The 17,092-nt window shown below is 64.9% G+C and carries 22 protein-coding genes; 3 read left to right on the forward strand and 19 right to left on the reverse strand.

The annotated features are described in order from the left end of the window. Window positions 1–33: 33 nt before the first annotated feature. The gene (locus PSV38_RS16470) at window positions 34–273 is read left to right on the forward strand and encodes a zinc ribbon domain-containing protein (RefSeq protein WP_300549294.1); all 240 of its coding nucleotides are present in this window, start codon (window positions 34–36) and stop codon (window positions 271–273) included. Between the two features lie 36 nt (window positions 274–309). Then, window positions 310–747, forward strand: a complete 438-nt coding sequence (locus tag PSV38_RS16475; protein ID WP_300549296.1) for an Ohr family peroxiredoxin — start codon at window positions 310–312, stop codon at window positions 745–747. Here PSV38_RS16475 and PSV38_RS16480 read toward each other — a convergent pair whose 3' ends face one another. From PSV38_RS16480 to nifB, 17 genes are all read right to left on the reverse strand, one after another. Continuing rightward, window positions 748–1,806, reverse strand: a complete 1,059-nt coding sequence (locus tag PSV38_RS16480; protein ID WP_300549297.1) for an AI-2E family transporter — start codon at window positions 1,804–1,806, stop codon at window positions 748–750. It abuts the gene before it with no gap. A 38-nt stretch (window positions 1,807–1,844) separates the two neighbouring features. Next, complete coding sequence (arsA, locus tag PSV38_RS16485) at window positions 1,845–3,632, reverse strand: arsenical pump-driving ATPase (RefSeq protein WP_300549299.1); 1,788 nt, start codon at window positions 3,630–3,632, stop codon at window positions 1,845–1,847. A gap of 251 nt (window positions 3,633–3,883) precedes the next feature. Next, entirely contained in the window at window positions 3,884–5,461 is a 1,578-nt protein-coding gene (locus PSV38_RS16490; RefSeq protein ID WP_300549301.1) for an NAD(P)/FAD-dependent oxidoreductase, read from the reverse strand. A 22-nt stretch (window positions 5,462–5,483) separates the two neighbouring features. After that, on the reverse strand, window positions 5,484–5,780 hold the full coding sequence (locus PSV38_RS16495) for a 2Fe-2S iron-sulfur cluster-binding protein (protein ID WP_300549302.1): 297 nt from the start codon (window positions 5,778–5,780) through the stop codon (window positions 5,484–5,486). Window positions 5,781–5,817: 37 nt separating this feature from the next. Continuing rightward, the gene (locus PSV38_RS16500) at window positions 5,818–6,675 is read right to left on the reverse strand and encodes an SIR2 family protein (RefSeq protein WP_300549305.1); all 858 of its coding nucleotides are present in this window, start codon (window positions 6,673–6,675) and stop codon (window positions 5,818–5,820) included. Between the two features lie 17 nt (window positions 6,676–6,692). Then, complete coding sequence (locus tag PSV38_RS16505) at window positions 6,693–7,847, reverse strand: DegT/DnrJ/EryC1/StrS family aminotransferase (RefSeq protein WP_300549307.1); 1,155 nt, start codon at window positions 7,845–7,847, stop codon at window positions 6,693–6,695. A gap of 16 nt (window positions 7,848–7,863) precedes the next feature. Continuing rightward, complete coding sequence (locus PSV38_RS16510; RefSeq protein ID WP_300549309.1) at window positions 7,864–8,124, reverse strand: hypothetical protein; 261 nt, start codon at window positions 8,122–8,124, stop codon at window positions 7,864–7,866. A 10-nt stretch (window positions 8,125–8,134) separates the two neighbouring features. Further along, on the reverse strand, window positions 8,135–8,356 hold the full coding sequence (gene nifT / locus PSV38_RS16515) for a putative nitrogen fixation protein NifT (RefSeq protein WP_300549311.1): 222 nt from the start codon (window positions 8,354–8,356) through the stop codon (window positions 8,135–8,137). Next, window positions 8,353–9,552 (reverse strand): cysteine desulfurase family protein, encoded by a 1,200-nt coding sequence (locus tag PSV38_RS16520; RefSeq protein ID WP_300549312.1) that lies wholly within the window; start codon window positions 9,550–9,552, stop codon window positions 8,353–8,355. The genes nifT and PSV38_RS16520 overlap by 4 nt, the downstream gene beginning before the upstream one ends. Beyond that, window positions 9,549–9,902, reverse strand: coding sequence for a DUF3024 domain-containing protein (locus tag PSV38_RS16525; protein WP_300549315.1), 354 nt, complete (start codon window positions 9,900–9,902; stop codon window positions 9,549–9,551). Before PSV38_RS16525 ends, PSV38_RS16520 begins: the two co-directional genes overlap by 4 nt. A gap of 13 nt (window positions 9,903–9,915) precedes the next feature. Next, a complete protein-coding gene (locus PSV38_RS16530; protein WP_366526666.1) occupies window positions 9,916–10,212 on the reverse strand; it encodes a nitrogen fixation protein NifZ in 297 nt (98 codons plus the stop codon). 8 nt (window positions 10,213–10,220) lie between these two features. Next, a complete protein-coding gene (locus PSV38_RS16535) occupies window positions 10,221–10,556 on the reverse strand; it encodes a nitrogen fixation protein NifZ (protein WP_300549317.1) in 336 nt (111 codons plus the stop codon). Continuing rightward, window positions 10,549–11,337, reverse strand: coding sequence for a 4Fe4S-binding leucine-rich repeat protein (locus PSV38_RS16540; protein WP_300549319.1), 789 nt, complete (start codon window positions 11,335–11,337; stop codon window positions 10,549–10,551). The genes PSV38_RS16535 and PSV38_RS16540 overlap by 8 nt, the downstream gene beginning before the upstream one ends. Further along, the gene (locus PSV38_RS16545) at window positions 11,334–11,882 is read right to left on the reverse strand and encodes a hypothetical protein (RefSeq protein WP_300549321.1); all 549 of its coding nucleotides are present in this window, start codon (window positions 11,880–11,882) and stop codon (window positions 11,334–11,336) included. The genes PSV38_RS16540 and PSV38_RS16545 overlap by 4 nt, the downstream gene beginning before the upstream one ends. Before the next feature lie 17 nt (window positions 11,883–11,899). After that, window positions 11,900–12,316 carry an iron-sulfur cluster assembly accessory protein gene (locus PSV38_RS16550; protein WP_300549323.1) on the reverse strand — a complete coding sequence of 139 codons (417 nt, stop codon included), beginning with the start codon at window positions 12,314–12,316 and terminating at the stop codon, window positions 11,900–11,902. Window positions 12,317–12,327: 11 nt separating this feature from the next. After that, on the reverse strand, window positions 12,328–12,522 hold the full coding sequence (locus PSV38_RS16555) for a 4Fe-4S binding protein (protein WP_300549324.1): 195 nt from the start codon (window positions 12,520–12,522) through the stop codon (window positions 12,328–12,330). A 39-nt stretch (window positions 12,523–12,561) separates the two neighbouring features. Next, window positions 12,562–14,142 (reverse strand): nitrogenase cofactor biosynthesis protein NifB, encoded by a 1,581-nt coding sequence (gene nifB, locus PSV38_RS16560; protein WP_300549326.1) that lies wholly within the window; start codon window positions 14,140–14,142, stop codon window positions 12,562–12,564. A 207-nt stretch (window positions 14,143–14,349) separates the two neighbouring features. On the opposite strand from nifB, the gene PSV38_RS16565 reads away from it, so the two are divergent. Then, the gene (locus tag PSV38_RS16565) at window positions 14,350–14,772 is read left to right on the forward strand and encodes a nitrogen fixation protein NifQ (RefSeq protein ID WP_300549327.1); all 423 of its coding nucleotides are present in this window, start codon (window positions 14,350–14,352) and stop codon (window positions 14,770–14,772) included. Window positions 14,773–14,778: 6 nt separating this feature from the next. Here PSV38_RS16565 and nifA read toward each other — a convergent pair whose 3' ends face one another. After that, window positions 14,779–16,449 carry a nif-specific transcriptional activator NifA gene (gene nifA, locus PSV38_RS16570; protein ID WP_300549328.1) on the reverse strand — a complete coding sequence of 557 codons (1,671 nt, stop codon included), beginning with the start codon at window positions 16,447–16,449 and terminating at the stop codon, window positions 14,779–14,781. Between the two features lie 121 nt (window positions 16,450–16,570). Next, a complete protein-coding gene (locus PSV38_RS16575) occupies window positions 16,571–16,939 on the reverse strand; it encodes a YciI family protein (protein ID WP_300549416.1) in 369 nt (122 codons plus the stop codon). Window positions 16,940–17,092 lie beyond the last annotated feature (153 nt).

The following is a 17,092-nucleotide window of genomic DNA, read 5'->3' on the forward strand; positions in this document are numbered from 1 at the left end:
CGTGAACCTTTGTCGCTTTGCCGACCTGCCGCCATGCCGCTCTACGACTACCAATGCCCTGCTTGCGACAAGCGCTTTGAGCTGCTGGTGCGCAGCACGACCATCCCTGCTTGCCCGCAGTGCGGTTCAACCGCGGTGGCCAAGTGCGTGAGCGCACCGCAGGCGCCAGGACGCAGTGCCGCCATCATCCAGAGTGGCCGCCAGCGCGCGGCGGCCGAAGGGCATTTCAGTAACTACAGCAAGGCCGAGCGGTCCAAGCTGTCTCGAAGCTGACAAACATGACCCATCCACGTTTGACCGGAGACTTCCATGGACCTTGTCTACAAAGCCCAGATGCTGACCCAAGGCGGTCGCACTGGCACCATCCAGAGCGACGATGGCAGCTTCAAGCTCAAGCTGGCCGTGCCCGCGGCCATGGGGGGCCAGGGCGATGGGCCCAACCCCGAGCAACTGTTCGCAGGTGCATTCGGCGCCTGCTTTGAACAGTCGGTGAGGCACATCGCCAAGAAGGGCCACCTGCCGCTCAAAGGCTGTTATGTGGAGGCCGCCTTGTCGATGTTCATCACCTTTGAAGACGCCTACCGCATGGCGCTGACCCTGACGGTGCACATGGCCGGGCCACTGGACCAGGCCACGGCCGACAACCTGATTGAGCGCGCCAAGGGCATCTGCCCGTATGTGGATGCCACGAAGAACAATGTGAGCTTGACGCTGAGCGCGGTGCTCGACACGCCGGTGATGGCCTGACTACCCTTGGTCCGGGCCCGGTTCTTCAGTGGACGTCCATTCATGGGCCAGGCGATATCCCACGGCCAGGAAGGTCGGGCCCAGGAACGCACCAATCACCCCGAAGGCCAGCACGCCGCCCAGCACGCCCAAAAACACAATGGCGAAGGGCAGGCGGGAGCCTCGGCTGATGATCAGCGGTTTGATGACGTTGTCCACCATGCTGACCAAAAAAAACCCCCATGCGACCACGAAGGCGGCCCAGCCCGGTTCGCCTTGCTGGAACAGCCAGATGGCCGCGCCACCCCACACCAGGGGCGGCCCGATCGGGATCACCGACAGAAAGAAAGTGAGCCCGCCCAGCAGCACGGCACCCGGCACGCCCGCGATGGCAAAGCCGATGGCGGCCAAGACACCCTGGGCCAGTGCCGTGCCCAACACACCATAGATCACGCCGGTGACCGTGCCTCTGGCGATGCCCAGCAGGTAGGTGGCGCGCTCGCCCGCCAGGTGGGCCAAGGCAATGTGCAGGCGAGCGGCCAGCAACTCGCCATGCAGGAAAAAGAAGAAGGCCAGGAACACCGACAGGGCGATGTCCAACACGCCCCTGCCCACCACGCGACCGGCGGTCAGCGCCATGTTCTGGGCAGGCTGCGACAGCTTGCCCAGCTCTTCCATCAGGCGCTGCCCGTCGTGCGCGAACTGCTGCCAGTAGGCCGCCAGTGAATGGCCGACCAGGGGCAGGTTGGCCAGCCAGGAAGGTGCATCAGGCAACCCGTCTTTGAGAATGGATGAGGCCGCGCCGCCCAGCTCGGCCACGTTGTCGGCCATGGCCAGTGCCACGGCCACGACAGGCACCAACAGGACCACGGTCACCAGGAGGGTCATCAGGCTGGCGGCGAGGGTGCGCCGCTGTCCGACCAGGCGGTCCAGCCGAAGGAACACGCTCCAACTGGTGGACGCCAGGATCGCGGCCCAGACCAGCGAGGTCAGGAAGGGCCACAGCACCAGGAGGCACCCGCTGCCCAGCAGCATCAACGCCAGGGTGGCGAGGACTCGGTCTGAACGGGGGCTTTGCATGGCGGGCGCACGGTGGTGGACGAGGGCCCGAGCTTACTTTAGCCTGGCTTGTGAACCAGCTTGGACAGTTCAACCAGGCCAATCGGTGGGCGGATCAACCAGGGCACGGTGAAGATCCGCTTGGCCAGGCCGGCGGACATGCGTTCCAGCTGCTGGCGCTCACCCGCCAGGCGCGCGGCCAGCAAGGGGTCGTGGGTGCCTGCTGCCAGCACGCTCTTGTTGAGTACCCAGGCATGAGGCTCGATGCCCGCGCGGCGCAGATCGTCTTGCAAGGCCGAGGCCTGCGACACCGGGGTTGCCTCGGGCAAGGTCACCAGGATGATCTTGGTGTAGGCCGTGTCTTGCAGCCGCATCAAGGGCGTGATCACATGGCTGGTGCCCCGACCTTCGAACTCCCGCGTCATCTGCCGGTGGTAAGCCCCGGTGGCGTCCATCAGCAGCAGGGAGTGCCCGGTGGGCGCCGTGTCCAGCACGACGAAGGCGCTGCGCGCTTCGCTGACGGTGCGTGAGAAAGCATGAAAGACGGCGACTTCCTCCGTGCAGGGAGAGCGAAGATCTTCCAGCAACAGGGCCTGTTCCTGCGCGTCGAGCTGGGGTGACTTGGCCGCCATGATCTTGTCGATGTAGCGCTGAGTTTCGACCTTGGGGTCGATGCGGTCCACGCGCAAACCGGCCACCTCGCCTGCGAGGGTGCCCGTCAGGTGGGCCGCAGGATCGGTGGTGCTCAGGTGCACCGTCTTGCCCCGCTGGACCAGACCCAAGGCCAACGCCGCAGCCACCGTGGTTTTGCCGACCCCGCCTTTGCCCATGACCATGATCAGGCCATGCGGGCTGGCGGCCAGTTCATCGGCCAAGGCGTCCAGGCCCTGCAGGGGCGCGGTGGGCTGGGCAGGCTCGGCGCGTTTTGCCACGGCGATGCCCGCCTTGATCACGGCATCCTCCGGTGAGAGCAGGGCGCGCAAGGCGGGCAGGCCGACGGTGTCGAAGGCCCGCAGGGGCACTTGGTCCTGAGGCAGGGCGCGCAGTGAGGTTGGCATGTCCGCCAGTGCCTGCTGCTCCAGGGCTTCGATGGCGGTGGCCACCAGGTCGGTGTGGTCGCTGGCATGGAACACCCCGTTGATGGCCAGGCGTTGGTTGTTCAGGCCCAGTTCGCGCAGCTCTTGCGATGTGCGAGCCGCCTCGGCGATGGCGCCTTTGTCGGCCCGCGTGACCAGGACCACGGTGGTCCGGCTTGGATCGCTCAGGGCGTCGAGGGCGGCCTTGAAGCGCGCTTCCTGCATCTTCAGGCCGGAATGCGGTCCCAGGCAGGAGGCCCCTCGGTCGTTGCCGCTCAGGAAGCCACCCCAGGCTTTGGGCAGGCTGAGCAGGCGCAAGGTGTGCCCCGTGGGTGCCGTGTCAAACACGATGTGGTCAAAGTGTGGGGCGCCGTCCGAGAAGAGGGCAGCGAATTCATCGAACGAGGCGATCTCGGTGGTACAGGCCCCGGACAGCTGTTCGCGCACAGTGGCGAGTTCAGCAGGGCTGGCGCTGGCGTCCATTTGAGCGATGACACGCTGGCGGTAGGCTTGCGCCGCGTTGTCGGGGTCGATGTTCAAGACCGACAAACCCGGCGCACCAGGCACGGGTGTGGGGGTGTTGCGCAACTCGATGCCCAGCATGTCGTCGAGGTTCGACGCGGCGTCGGTGCTGACCAGCAGAACGCGTTGGCCCGAGTCTGCCAAGGCCAGTGCCGTGGCAGTGGCCAGTGACGTCTTGCCGACGCCACCCTTGCCGGTGAAGAGCACGTGGCGAGTGGTGTGGTTCAAAAAGCCAGGGGCTTGTTTCATGCTGCATTTTGATCGAAGGGGGTGGCATGGACTGTGCGCCAGTTCTCCCGGTTCAATTTGCGCTAAATCAAGCGAGGCAGCGTCTCGGCCCGCCGTGCGCCGGTTCCGTGCCGCCCGTCAATGACTGGCCACCGCAGGCACCGTGCGAAACCAGCCTGGCTGCTGCTGTTTGTAGACCCTCAGCCACATCAGGGTGGCGTCGTTGATGGTTTTGAGCAGGGCTGCGCCGTACATGAGGGGTGCTCCTTCTTTCAAGGGGACGGCCCGCTGCGTGAGCACAGCAGGTCATTGGTGGCCCAGGCAAACTCGCGCCAGGCGGCGGCCAGGTCCACCGTGATGGCCTGGAGGTAGTCGGCATCGGGCCGGTGTTCCGTGTCGAAATTGGACAGGGCGCAGGAACTGGCATTGAAGGCCAGGGCGTCATTCACCAGGCTTTTGCTGAAGCCGCTGAAGGGCGCCAGGACCTGCGGTGTCAGCTCGCTGCGGCCCGTGGGTGTCAATGGGCGGTTCACGCCCCAGCCCAGCTCCAAGGCGGCCAGTTGCTCCAGGGCTCGGGTGTAGGTTTGCTCCGCCGTGGCCAGCATGGCGCGCTGAGTGACGCGGTCACGGTCCTGGCGGGCCAGCATCTGGTTCAAATGCTGCCGGTAGCGAGGCACCGCGTCCTGGCGTTCCAAGGTGACCCACAGCTCGAACGATGCAAGCGATTCTTCCAGTGGTCTGGTGGTGCCGTGGCGCGTGGGCTTGGCGTGGCGCAAAAAGTCAGCCAAGCGAGCGGCTGATTCGAGGGCGCCTTCCATGTGGCCGACGGCATGGCGCGCGGTCTCGGTGCCGCCAAAGAACAGGCGGCCTGACCAGTGCGGGCGCCGCAGCACGGGGTCGGCCTGCGGAGGCAGGGGCTCGGGGTCGAGGCGGTCCAGTTCGCTGCACGTCCAGGCGTCCAGGCTCCAGTCGTTCACCAACACCAAGTCTGCATGCGCTTCGGGGCCGAACAGTTGGGCGAACTGGCTGGAGGCGAGCAAGGGCAGGCTGCGCTCAAAAGGCCGCCGGGTGTCTGGGCCCATGGCGCAAAAGCCAGCCAGTGCCGCGCCTTGTTCATCGCTCGCATCCCAGACTTCGCGCAGCACGGCTTGAGGGTGGCTGACAAAGGCACTGCCCGACTGACCTTGCGCATGCCAGAAGGGGCGATCGAATCGGGCCACCGCCTTGGCTTCGCGCGCCATCCAGGTCGGCACGCTGGCCAAGGCATGGGCCGTGGAGGCCGACAGCGCTGGCTGAAATCGCACCGACTGGGCCAGCAGGCGGGGCGGGAGGGTCAGGACGACGCGCCGCGCCGTCACCCGTTCAACATGCTGGACGCCACTCTCCACGCGGGCAAAGTGCAACTCGACGTGGTCTGGGGCATCGTGCACGGCCACCAACCGATGGCCCAGCTTGACCGTGCCTTCCAGCAGCCGCCCATGCAATGACCGCGTCAGCGTGCCCATGCCGCCCGAGAGGCGGCGCGCACCGCCATGGATGCCTTGCACGTCCAGCACGTCGGGCGCGCGAGCCGGGTCGACCAGCGACAGCACGTGGCCCTGGTCCGGCTGCACGAAGGACTTCAGGGCCAGGGACTCGACCAGCGCAGCCATGCGTGGCTCGGTGTCGGGCCAGTACCAGCTGGCACCCAGGTCCACGTGGGCACCTGGGCCCTGCGGGACGTGGGTGAGGATGCGCCCGCCCACGCGGTCTCGCGCCTCGAACACGGCCAGCTTGACGCCCTGGGCTTGCAATGAATGCGCCAGGGCCAGCCCCGTGAGGCCCGCGCCGATAACCGCGACGTCGATCATGGCGGTCGCCTCCACGGGCTGGTCAAACGAAGCTGAGCAGTTCGATGGTCACGGGCTCTTCGCCGAGCGTGGTCTGACAGGCCAGGCGCGACTTGGAGCTGACGCCGATGATGGCGTCCAGGGCTTCGTTTTCCTTGCGTTGCACTTTGGACAGGCTCTTGCGGCCTTCCTGCACATACAGGTGGCAGGCGCCGCATTCGGCCTTGCCGCCGCACTTGCTGATGATGGCGGCGCCCGCGTCCTTGATAGCTTGCAGCAGGGTGGTGCCTGCAGGGGCGTCGAAGGTGATGCCGGCGGGCAGGATGGTCAGCGTGGTCATGTCGTTTCTCCAGTTTGCAAAAGGTCAGGGATGGCCCTCAGGCCGCGGTCAACAACGCCGCCACCTCGGCCAGGGGTTGGGCGATGCGGGTGACGTTGTTCTCTTCCAGGAAGCGCGCTTCCATGCGCGTGGGCTCGTCGGGCAAGACGGCCCAGTGCTGGCCGCTGGAGCGCTTCATGATCTGGCGGGCAAAGCTGCGTGTGAGCTGGTCGTTGAAGCGGCAACCCAGGAAAAGGAAGCCGCGCCCGGTGCGCAGTTGCTGCACCTCGGCCGGGATGGGCGTCTGGATGTCGATCTCGGTCAGCACTTCCACATAGTCCGAGTCGGACACCAGGTAGTTGCCAGCGGGCGCGTGTCCACCGATCGGCCGGTAGACGAGTGACTTCCAGCCGGACGGACAGCTCTCGGCCAGTTGCCCCAGCGCATCGTAGAACGCCGTCCAGGTGCCGAAGTGCTCGGACTGCGCCAGGCCTTGCACCTGGCCCCAATCGGCGGCAGGGTGCGTTTGCGCATAGGCCATGGTCATGGTGTCGTCGTACCAACTCTCTACCACCAGCGGTGGCGCCACCTTGGCCAGCCACAGGTGAAAGGCGCTGGGGGTGGCGGGCCGGGCAAAGGCCTCGTTCATCAGGCTGACCACGCTCTTGCGGTGCTTGAAGTTTTCAATGAACTGCGCGGCCTGGGTCAGGCGGTTGCGGATTCTGTGGGGCACCGTGGCCTTGGCCACCAGCAGCGCCACCAGGGCCTCCGGGGTGGCGGGCACGGGGGCGTCGGGAATCAGCTCCAGCATGCGCGGGCCCAGGTAGGGCACGATGCGGCCCTTCTTGAGGCCATCGCTCAGCTCGGTGAGCCAAGGGGGGGCGGTCACAGCCACGGGGGCGTCGGTCAGGGTCATGTTCAACTCCAATGAGGTCAGTAGATGGCGGCCCCGGCCCCGACGTTGACCGAGGCGTCCTTGAGCGTCTTGACGATGTAGCTGACTTCGTCTTCGTCCAGGTGGGTGTGAAAGGGCAGGGTGAGGGATCGGTCGCCGATGCGCTCGGTGTTGGGCAGGAGCCCGCGGTGCCAGCCCAGTTGCTGGTAGTGAAACTGCTGGTGCAGTGGCACGCAGTAGATGGCCGACTGGACCGAGTTCGAGTCCATGTCTTCAATGATCTGGTTGCGCGCGCTGCCGGTGAAGCGCTTGCCCAGGTGGATCTTGTAGAGCATCCAGTGGACCTCGTCGATGTGCTCGGCCAGGTAGGGCGGCTTGATGCCTTCGAAGCTTTGCATCTGCGTGTGGTACCAGCCTTCGACCTGTTTGCGCTTGAGCAGGATCTCGTCAATGCGCTGCAATTGCGCCAGGCCCAGGGCGGCATCCAGGTCGCTCATGCTGGCCTGCCAGGGCACGCGGCTGCCCACCGACACCGAGTTGCGATCACTCAAGCGGCGCTCGCGCAGGTAACCCAGTTCACTGGCCAGGGCGGGGTCATCGGTCAGCACCATGCCACCTTGGCCGCAGCACAAGGCCGAGGGTTGTGAGAAATCAAAGATCGACACGTCGCCGAAGCCGCCCACCAGGCGGCCCTGGTAGCGCGAGCCCACCGCTTCGGTGCTGTCTTCGATCAGCTTGAGCTGGTGCCGGGTGGCCAGTTCGCGCAAGGCCTGCCAGTCAGCAGGGTGGCCGTTGACGTTGGTGGCCAGGATGGCGCGGGTGCGCGGCCCGACCTTGTCAGCGGCCTTGGCCGGGTCAATGCAGCCTGACCAGTAGTCGATGTCAGCCAACACCGGCGTGGCACCCACCAGCGAGATGGCATGCGCAACCTGGTGCCAGGCATAGGCGGCAGTGATGACTTCATCACCGGGGCCAATGCCCATGACCTTGAGGGCCAGACAGACGCCCAGGGTGCCACTGCCCACGGCGGCGCCATGCGATCGGCCCACCCATTGGGCAAAGGCGTTTTCAAATTCACTGACCGCAGGCCCGGCCGACAGCTGGCCGCTGCGCAACGCCATGACCACGGCTTCCAGTTCCTGGCCGGTGATGTCGGGGTCGGACAGGGCGATCCAGTCGTAAGGGGCATGCATGGTGTGGCTCTTTCGGTCAGTCTTGTGTGAGCACAAAGGCGGACGCGCGCTCGAGCTGGCCCGTCACCGACCAGCAATGGCCGTCGGTGGCCATCAAGAAGAGCGCGCGGTTCTGCACCTGCAGCGCGGGTGATTCACTGCGCATGTCGAAGGCGTCCAGCACCAGGGCGGGCAAGGGGGCAAAGCGTTCCCGGATGAGCGCTGCGGCCGCGCGCACCGTGGCAGACGAGCCCAGGATCTGCCCAGCCTCTTCGATTTGATCAAGCGTGATGGCCATGGTGGGCGCCTCAGGCTTCTTCGCCGGTCGTGGTGCGGCGCGCTTCCACGGTGATCGGCAAGGTGGTGCCCTCGGGCATCTCGGGCATGGCCAGCTGCCAACCGTTGGCCAGCGTGACCAGGCCGCCCCACATGCCGGGGCGTTCCATCGACACGATGGGTTCCTCCAGGTCTTTCTTGGGCACGTACACCGATGTGACACCGTTGGGCGCCGTGCGAATCATGATCTTCATGCGAATGCTCCTGAGGGGAATGCGGGGTGGCCTGCGGCAGCGGCGTGCTCGGCCATCAGTGGGGCCAGTTCGGCGGGCAGGCGATCAAGCACCATCTGGATCTGCTCTGAGGTGGTTTGTGTTGACAAGGAAAATCGGATGGCGCACAAGGCCTCTTCGCGCGGCACCCCCATGGCGCTCAGCACGAAGGAGGGCTCGTTGCCGCTGGCGGAGCAGGCCGCCCCGGACGAGGCCATGATCCCGAGGCGTTCCAGGCGTTGAAGGACCACGTCGGCGTGCAGGTGGCCAAAGCGCAGGTAGCTGGTGTTGGGCAGGCGGGCGGCCTCGCCGCCAAAGACCACGGTGCCGGGCAAGCGGCTGATGAGCCCTCGTTCGAGTTGGTCCCGCAGGCGTGTTTGCGAAGCCATGTGGTGGAACCAGGCCTGCGGCGCCATGGTCAGGCGTTCGGTGGCCGCCGCCAGGCCCAGGATGCCGGGCAGATTCTCGGTGCCGCCGCGCCTGGCGCGTTCCTGCGAGCCTTGGTACAGGGGCGGCCAGTTCAAACCTTGGCGCACGATCAGGACGCCGATCCCCTTGGGGCCGTTGAACTTGTGTGCCGACAAGGACACCAGGTCGGCCCCGGATTGGTCGAAGTCAAAGGGCAGCTTGCCAATCAATTGGGTGGCATCGACGTGCAGCATGGCGCCTTGTGCGTGGGCCAGCCGGGCCATCTCGCCAATCGGCATCAACACGCCGGTTTCATGGTTGGCCGCCATGACGGACACCAGCGCCACGTGCGGCGTGACCAGCTCGCGCGCCTGAGCCATGTCCAACGTGCCTTGGGGCGTCAGCCCGATCCAGCCCAGATCCACTTGCTGACGCTGAGCCAGGTGCCGGGCCAGCTTCTGCATGCCCGCGTGCTCGGCCGCACTGAGGACCAGGCCATGCCGACCATTGAAGCCCACCGCGCCGCGCAAGGCGATGTGGTTGGACTCGGTGGCGCCGCTGGTGAACACCACTTCAGCAGGCTTGCACCCCAGCATGCGCGCCACCTGCGAGCGGGCCTGCGTCAAGGCCTGCCGGGCCTCCTGGCCCATGGCGTGAGTCGATGAGGGATTGGCCCAATGCCTGACCATGCCTTGTGCCACCGCGCCCATCACGTCCGCCGTCGGGGCCGTGGTGGCGTTGTTGTCCAGGTAGATGCGGTCGGTGTTCATGGCCAAAACACCCGGGTCGGGTCCAGGCAGACCTCGTCCAGCAGCGGCTGGAGGTGGTGGCACTCGTCATGCAATACCCAGCGGTCATGCACATGGTCGCGAAAGTAAAGGGACCACATGCCTTCGGCGGGTTCCAGCCAGGCGATCGAGATCACGCCACCAGAAGGGTCGATGTTGCGCGAGCAGCAGGGGCTGCTGACCACCCAGCCTGGCGCGGTCGACGCCCGCTCCACCTGGGGCTGCACATAGCGATAGCGCACCCGCTGCCGCAAGGCGCGCTCGATGCGCACGCGGTCCATGTCATGGACCACGGCCTGCATGAGGGGCAGGGGGGCGGCCAGGGTGTTCATGGAGGCCTGCTCGTCAGCCGTGCAACAGGCGCAACTGGCCGCGGGATTCCGACAGCATCTGATCCAACTCTTGGAGCAGCAGGATCTCTTCTTCCAGACACCCGACAACCAGGCCGTCGAACTCGACCATGTAAACCGGCTGGTTGGCCTCGACATGCCGTCCCACCTGAACGATCTCGCCTTCGCTGCCCACGCAGGCCAGGACCGCGTCTGGCGCATGGCCGGGGTGGGTGCCATCGTTGACCAGGTCGACCAGCGCGACCACTTGTTGTCCCCATTGGTATTGGGGCTCACGGAGTTCGATCATCATGGTGGACCTCATCTCAGTTGTTTGAGTTCATCAGCGCGTTCACCCAACTGGGCCAACACCTCATCGGGCAGCTTGTCCAACGTCATCAGTTCCTTGGCGCGCATGCCGACGCGGTAGCCGTGGTCGGTGAACTCCACGGCGTAGATGTAGAACTGCTGCAGGAAGGTGCCGATGGAGCACACGTAGCCGACATCGCCTTTGCGCACCAGCACCTCACCAATGTCCTTGCCATTGAAGGTGCCGTCGTTGCGGATGATGGTGCGGCTGACCACGCGCTCGCCAAAGCCGAAGCGCGGCGGATCGGCCACTTCAATCAGGTTGTCGTCGCGGTTGATGTCAGCCATGCTGCGCTCCTAGTGAGGTGGCTGTGCGCTCAGGCATCAGGCGCTGACGGGCCACGGTGCGGATGTCGTCGTCGTGATCCTTGATCATCAAAATGAGCAGGGCCCGGTCAGCCCGTTGCGCAACTTCCCAGCGCACCATCAGGTCGGGGTCGTGCGCCAGGCTGCTGAGCAGCGGCACCGGCAGGCGCCGGGCCACGATGCGGCGCACTTCGCTGGCCTGGTCGTCGGCCATGCGCTGCAGGGCGGGCATCTCCAGGCGCAGCGCCACTTCCTGGCGCACGTCGCTTTGCGCGTCGTTCATCATTGACAGCAGGAGCGCCTGGGGCAGGCGCCGCGCCACCAACTGCCGAACGTAGTAGTCCGGGTCTTGCCGCATGGAGGACAGGGCGCGCACGTCCAGGCGGTGAGCCACGCGGATGCGCACTTCCCGATGCGGGTCGTCGCGCAGCGTCATCAAAGCGCGTTGCGGCAGGCGCAGGGCCAGTTGCAGGCGCACGGTTTCGTCCGGGTCGTGGATCAGGTCGGTCAGGCGAAACACATCGGCGTAGCGAACAGCGATGGCGCGCACCTCAAAGTAAGGGTGGCTCAGCAACTCGTTGGCCAGCTGCGGGTTCCAGTTGAAGAAGCGGTCGATGCGCCGGGCATAGCGGTCTTGAACGCAGGCGCGGCCGGGCTCGCACCGGCCCTGTGCCAGCAGGCTCTGGTAGTGGCATGACTGGCAAGCCACGGGCAGGCCTTGCCAGTCCACTGATTCGATCTCGTTCGACGCCAGATTCATCATGGCGTGCTCCAGCCCCGGTGCGCGATGGGGGCGCTGAAGTCGTCGTCGCTCAGGTCCAGCGCCTCGGCGCGGGCCAGCACGTGGGTCAGCACACCACCGCCCACCCGGTCCTGAGGATCGAGTTGGCGCAGGTCCGCCAAGGTGTTGCGCGCGGTGTCGGTATCGCCCAGGCGCAAGCTCAGGTAGGCAAAGGCTTTGAGCGCGAACAGGTAAAAGCGGGTGGCCGCGTCGAAGCGGGCTTGTTCATCATTGATGTTGATGTCCGGTCCCAAGGCGGAGCGCGCGATGCTCAGGGATTCCTGGGCCACCAGCCGGGCCTCCTTCAGACGGTGTCCATAGAAGTGAAAGCGGTACATCGCGATCAGCGTGGCCGGGTGCGAGGGTGCCAGCTCGCGCGCCTTCTGCAGCAAGGGCTCGGCCTGGGCGCGGTCACCGCGGACCAGCCCGGCTTGCTTGATCAGGCCCTCTACTTCAGCGGGCAAGCCACCCCCCAACACGGCGCTGTCAAAGCCGGCGTCGTGCTGGGATGAGGGGTGGTGGTGCATGGCGTGTTCCCCAGGCTTCAGTTCACGGGACGAGGCATGGAAGAACGGATCGAGCTGATCTCGATCTTGGCCACCGCGGGGGGCGCGGCCGCGCTGTTGTCGGCGCTGCTCTCACTGCTGCTGCAGCCACAGGCCCCAGCGTTCGGGTTGAAGAAGGTCAAGCCCGATTGGGTGGGCGTGTCGGCAAAGTCCACGGTGACACCGTCCAGCATCAGGCGGCTTTGCGCTGGCAGGAACACCGTCACGCCGTTGATGTCAAAGGCTTTGTCGCCGTCCAGCGGGGCCGCTTCCACGGTGAACTCGCTGCTGTAGCCGGAGCAGCCGCCGGGGCTCACCGTGAGGCGAAAGCCCGCAGTGGCGGGCAGGCCCGAGAACTTCACCATCCGCTTGATGAAGCGTTCAGCGGCCTGGGTCACGGTCATGTTGATGGTCATGTCTTTCCTTTTCAAGCATTCACGATGCAGCCATCCACCGGGCACACGGCCAGGCATTGGGGCGCATCAAATTGGTCTTCGCATTCCGTGCACTTGGCCGGATCGATGATGAAGGTCCCGCCCTTTTCGCGGATGGCGACGTTGGGGCATTCGGGTTCGCAGGCGGAGCAGCCTGTGCAGGTGGAGGCGATGATCTTCAAGGCCATGGTGGTTCTCCTTCGTTCAACAGGTTTGTGCAGGTCGGGTCAGGCCGCCGCTTCAGAGGTGTAAGCCCCCTGGCGGATGGAGGCATCGCCCCGTGGCTGATGGGTGATGTCGCCTCGTGCCAGCCGGTCGGCATAGTCGGCAAACCAGCTCAGGGCGGCTTTCTCGATGAACTCGTGGGCGTAGGCATCGACAGGCTCGATGCCCGCGGCCTTGAGCTCGTCACGCGGGCAGGCGCCGATCTTGGCCACCAGCACGGCGTGGCAGTCATTGATGGCCTTGACGATGGACGGCAACTGCTCGTCTTCACCGAAGCCGCCCTGGCAGTACAGGTCCACACGGCGATGCCCCACGAACAGGGCCTCGGCGGCCGACACCTCAAAAATCTGGAACTCGGTGGCGTGGCCAAAGTGCAGGTTCACGCGGCCGTGTCCCTCGGTGGCCACGGCCACCAGCACCTTCATGTCAGGGTCGACACCTGCGCGCTCCACCTGGGCGCTCAGCGCCTCCTGCTTGGCGGCGTGCTGGGCCTGGCGCTCGGTTTCCACCTTGTCCTGGTAGTCCCGGCGCTTGTCCAGGTCGTACACGATTTCCATCTCTTCAATCTTGTCGAGCGTGAACTCCTCGCTGCGGTCTTCGCCCAGCAGGCCCACCGCATCAGCGCGGCATTGCCTGCAATGCCGCATCAGGTTCGCGCCGCCCATGCAGGCGTCTTGCACGGCCTTGAGTTCTTGGGCGGTCGGGCCGCGTTGGCCAGTCAGGCCGAACACCGTGCCGTGCTCTGCCTCCGAGATCAGCGGCATGATGTTGTGCAGGAAGGCGCCGCGCTTCTTGACTTCGCGGTTCACTTCAATCAGGTGTTCGTCGTTGATGCCGGGGATCAGCACCGAGTTGATCTTGGTGAGCACGCCGCGCGCGGTCAGCATTTCCAGGCCGAGCATCTGGCGTTCATGCAAGATCTTGGCGGCCTCGTAGCCGGTCACGCGCTTGTGCTGCCAGAAGATCCAGGGGTAGATCTTCTCCCCCACGGCCGGGTCCACCATGTTGATGGTGATGGTGACGTGGTCGATGTTGTATTGGCAGATCTCGTCGACCAGGTCGGGCAGGGCCAAGCCATTGGTCGAGATGCACAGCTTGATGTCCGGTGCCGTTTCCTGCAGCATGCGGAAGGTGTCGAAGGTGTTCTTGGGATTGGCCAGCGAATCGCCAGGGCCCGCCACGCCAAGCACCGTCATCTGCGGGATTTCGCTGGCCACGGCCAGCACCTTCTTGACGGCCTGTTCAGGGGTCAGCTTTTGCGAGACCACGCCGGGGCGGGACTCGTTGCTGCAGTCGTATTTGCGGTTGCAGTAGTTGCACTGGATGTTGCACGCTGGCGCCACGGCCACGTGCATGCGGGCGTAGTGGTGGTGGGCTTCTTCTGAGTAGCAGGGGTGGTTCTTGACCTTGTCCCAAATCTCTTGCGGCATGTCGTCAGGCCCGCCAGATGATCCGCAGCTGGCCTTGCCTTCACCGCCCGTGGTGCCGCAGCCGCCCGAAGGGTCAGGCGTGATGGCGGCGCCCAAGGGGCGGATTTGACCGATGCCGATGAAGGCTTTCGTCGCGAGTTGCGGTGCGTCCATGTGGTGTTCCCCGTCCAAGAGTTGCGGCTCGTTGCCAAGCCTGCATTGCCAGTTCCGTGCCACCTTGAAATCAATTGAAAATCAATGACTTAGCGTTCGTGGCTTGGCGTGGAGTGTTGGGCTTGAAGGCTTTGAAACACGGCTTGTCGCAAGGCCCTGTCAGGTCCCTGACAAAGACGACACGTGGAGGCGTGCTGCGGGGGGCATGTGCATGGCACAGCTCTTGCGCCGTGCCTGGCATGTCAGTGCACACCAGAGACGCAAGAGGACGCCACCATGAACGACATGCTGCCCCCCAAGCTCGCGGCTCACGACGAGGTCGATGACCTGGTCGTGCTGCTGTTGGAGCATGCGACTCATCCGGGTGTGCTGGCCCGGCACCTGGCCCAGGCCGTGGCCGAAGCCTGCATGGGCCCCAAGCACCTTTGGGAGGACTTGGGGCTGGGCAACCGCGCGCAACTGGGCGCCTTGATGCAGGAGCACTTCACCTCATTGAAGGCACTCAACCACAAGGACATGCGCTGGAAGAAGTTCCTCTACCGCATGCTGTGCGAGCGGGCTGATGTGCTGATCTGCAAGTCGCCGCATTGCGAACAATGCGAAGACCAGCTGCTGTGCTTTGCCCCGTAGACGAGGCTAGAACTTGCGCACTTCGATGTCGTGCTTCTGCAGCGCGTAGCCCATCTGGCGGGGCGTGATGTTGAGCAGGCGTGCGGCCTTGGCCTGCACCCAGCCGCACTTTTCCATCGCCCAAATCAGGCGTTCGCGCTCTCCGTCTGGCTTGTCGTCGGAGGAAGAGGGGGTGGTGGGCACCGGGCCATGATCGTCATCCACTTCGCTGCTGTCCAAGGGCTTGAAAGGCACGGTGGGCCGCAAGGGCGCTTCGGTGATCGGGATGCCGATGGGGCGGCCGGGTTTGACGGCGTCTTCGCGGTCAACGTGGTGAAGCACCTGCGTCAAGCAGCGGTTGTCATGACAGGGAAAGCTCAGGTCCGTCAAGTCTTCGTTGTGGGACATGGTGGCCGTGCGTTCCACACAGTTCTCCAACTCGCGGACATTGCCCGGCCAGTAGCAACTGCTCAGAACCTTCATGGCGCGCGGCGTCACCTTGACCTTGCGGCTGTTCTCGCGGTTGAAGCGGGCCAGGAAGTGCTCCACCATCAAGGGGATGTCTTCACGGCGCTCACGCAGTGGCGGCAGGAAGATGCTGACCACGTTGATGCGGTAATACAGGTCGGCGCGGAACTCGCCCGCGGCCACCATTTTTTCAAGGTTTCGGTTGGTGGCCAGCACCATGCGCACGTCCACGCGGATGGAGGCGGTGCCGCCCACCCGCTCGAATTCACGTTCCTGCAGCACCCGCAGCAGCTTGGCCTGGAAACCGGCGGAGATGTCACCGATCTCGTCCAGGAACAGGGTGCCGCCATGCGCCATCTCAAAGCGGCCCTTGCGCGTGTTCACCGCGCCGGTGAAGGCGCCTTTCTCATGGCCAAACAGTTCTGATTCAAGCAGCGATTCAGTCAGCGCCGCGCAGTTGACACGGACAAAGGGCTCATCCTTGCGCGGCGACAAGTTGTGCACCGCGCGGGCCACCACCTCTTTGCCGGTGCCGCTTTCGCCGCGCAGCAGGACGGTGGTCTTGGTGGGCGCCGCCTGGTGCACTTCGGCGAACACTTCCTGCATGCGGGGCGATCCGCCAATGGCCGTGTCGAGTTTGTACACGGGCTTGAGGGCCTTGGACAGGCGCCGACTCTCATCGTACAAGCGCCCTTGCTCCGCGCTCACACTTCGGTGCAGCAGCAGGTTCTGGCCCATCAGGGTGGCCACCATCGATAGCAGTCGCAAGTCTTCGTCAAAGACGCCGGATCGGTCGGTGACCGGCCGGTCCATGGTCAACACGCCCAGGGTGCGCCGGTCGGCCTTGATTGGGGTGGCGATGTAGGCGATCGATTCGCTGGGCGATTGATCCGCCGCACCGCTTCGGTTCAGAAAAAGTGGTTCAGCCTGGATGTCGGGCACGACCATGGGCAAGCCGCTGGCGAAAACCCGGCCCACGATGCCTTCGCCCACGGCAAACACCAGCCTGGCCGACTCTTCACGCGACAGCCCCACCGCACACATGCCCTCCAGGGAGCCTTCCTCGGTTTGAAGGCTCACGATGGCCCGTCGCCATCCCATCATGGACACCATGACATTGAGGGCTTCCCGAAACGTTTTGTAAATGTCGAGGGAGGACCCGAGGATCTTGCTGACTTGATAGACCGTCAAAAGCTCGATGCTGGCCCGTTCTTGGTGCGTGGTAACCATGGCGCTGCCTTTCGCGGTCGTTGAAACTGGCGACCTAAGTTAGTTGCAAGTAGCGCGCCAAAAAATGGCCCAAGCGGGCTGGGCACCAGGGTGATTGATCAAGATCAATCACTTGGGTTTTTCATTGGCCTGTGAGCTGGCGCAGCCGCTCTTCCTGCGCCTGCAATTCAGGGGTGAATTCAGCGCCAAAACCGGCCGCCTCGAACAGCGGCCGAATTTCGATTTCACACTCGCCATCCATCGGATTGGGGCAGCGCTTGACCCACTCAACCGCCTCGTCCATGGATCGGACCTGCCACAGCCAGAACCCGGCGACGAGTTCTTTCGTCTCCGCGAAAGGCCCGTCGGTCACGCTTCGCTGGCTTCCCGAGAAATGCACCCGCTTGCCCCGGGCGCTGGGGTGCAGCCCTTCGCCTGCCATCAGCACGCCTGCTTTGACGAGCTCTTCATTGAACAGGCCCATGGCCGTCATCAACGCCGTGCTGGGCATTTCGCCTGCTTCCGATTGGCCGGTGGCCTTGACCATCACCATGACACGCATTGCTGTTTCTCCTTGAGTCGGGTTGAAGGCCGCATGGCCCTGATCACCATGACGACGAATCAAGCTGCCTGAAATCGACATGGGCCTGAAAGATTTTTCGCG

It is taken from the genome of Aquabacterium sp., from assembly GCF_029946005.1.
GTDB lineage: Bacteria > Pseudomonadota > Gammaproteobacteria > Burkholderiales > Burkholderiaceae_C > Aquabacterium.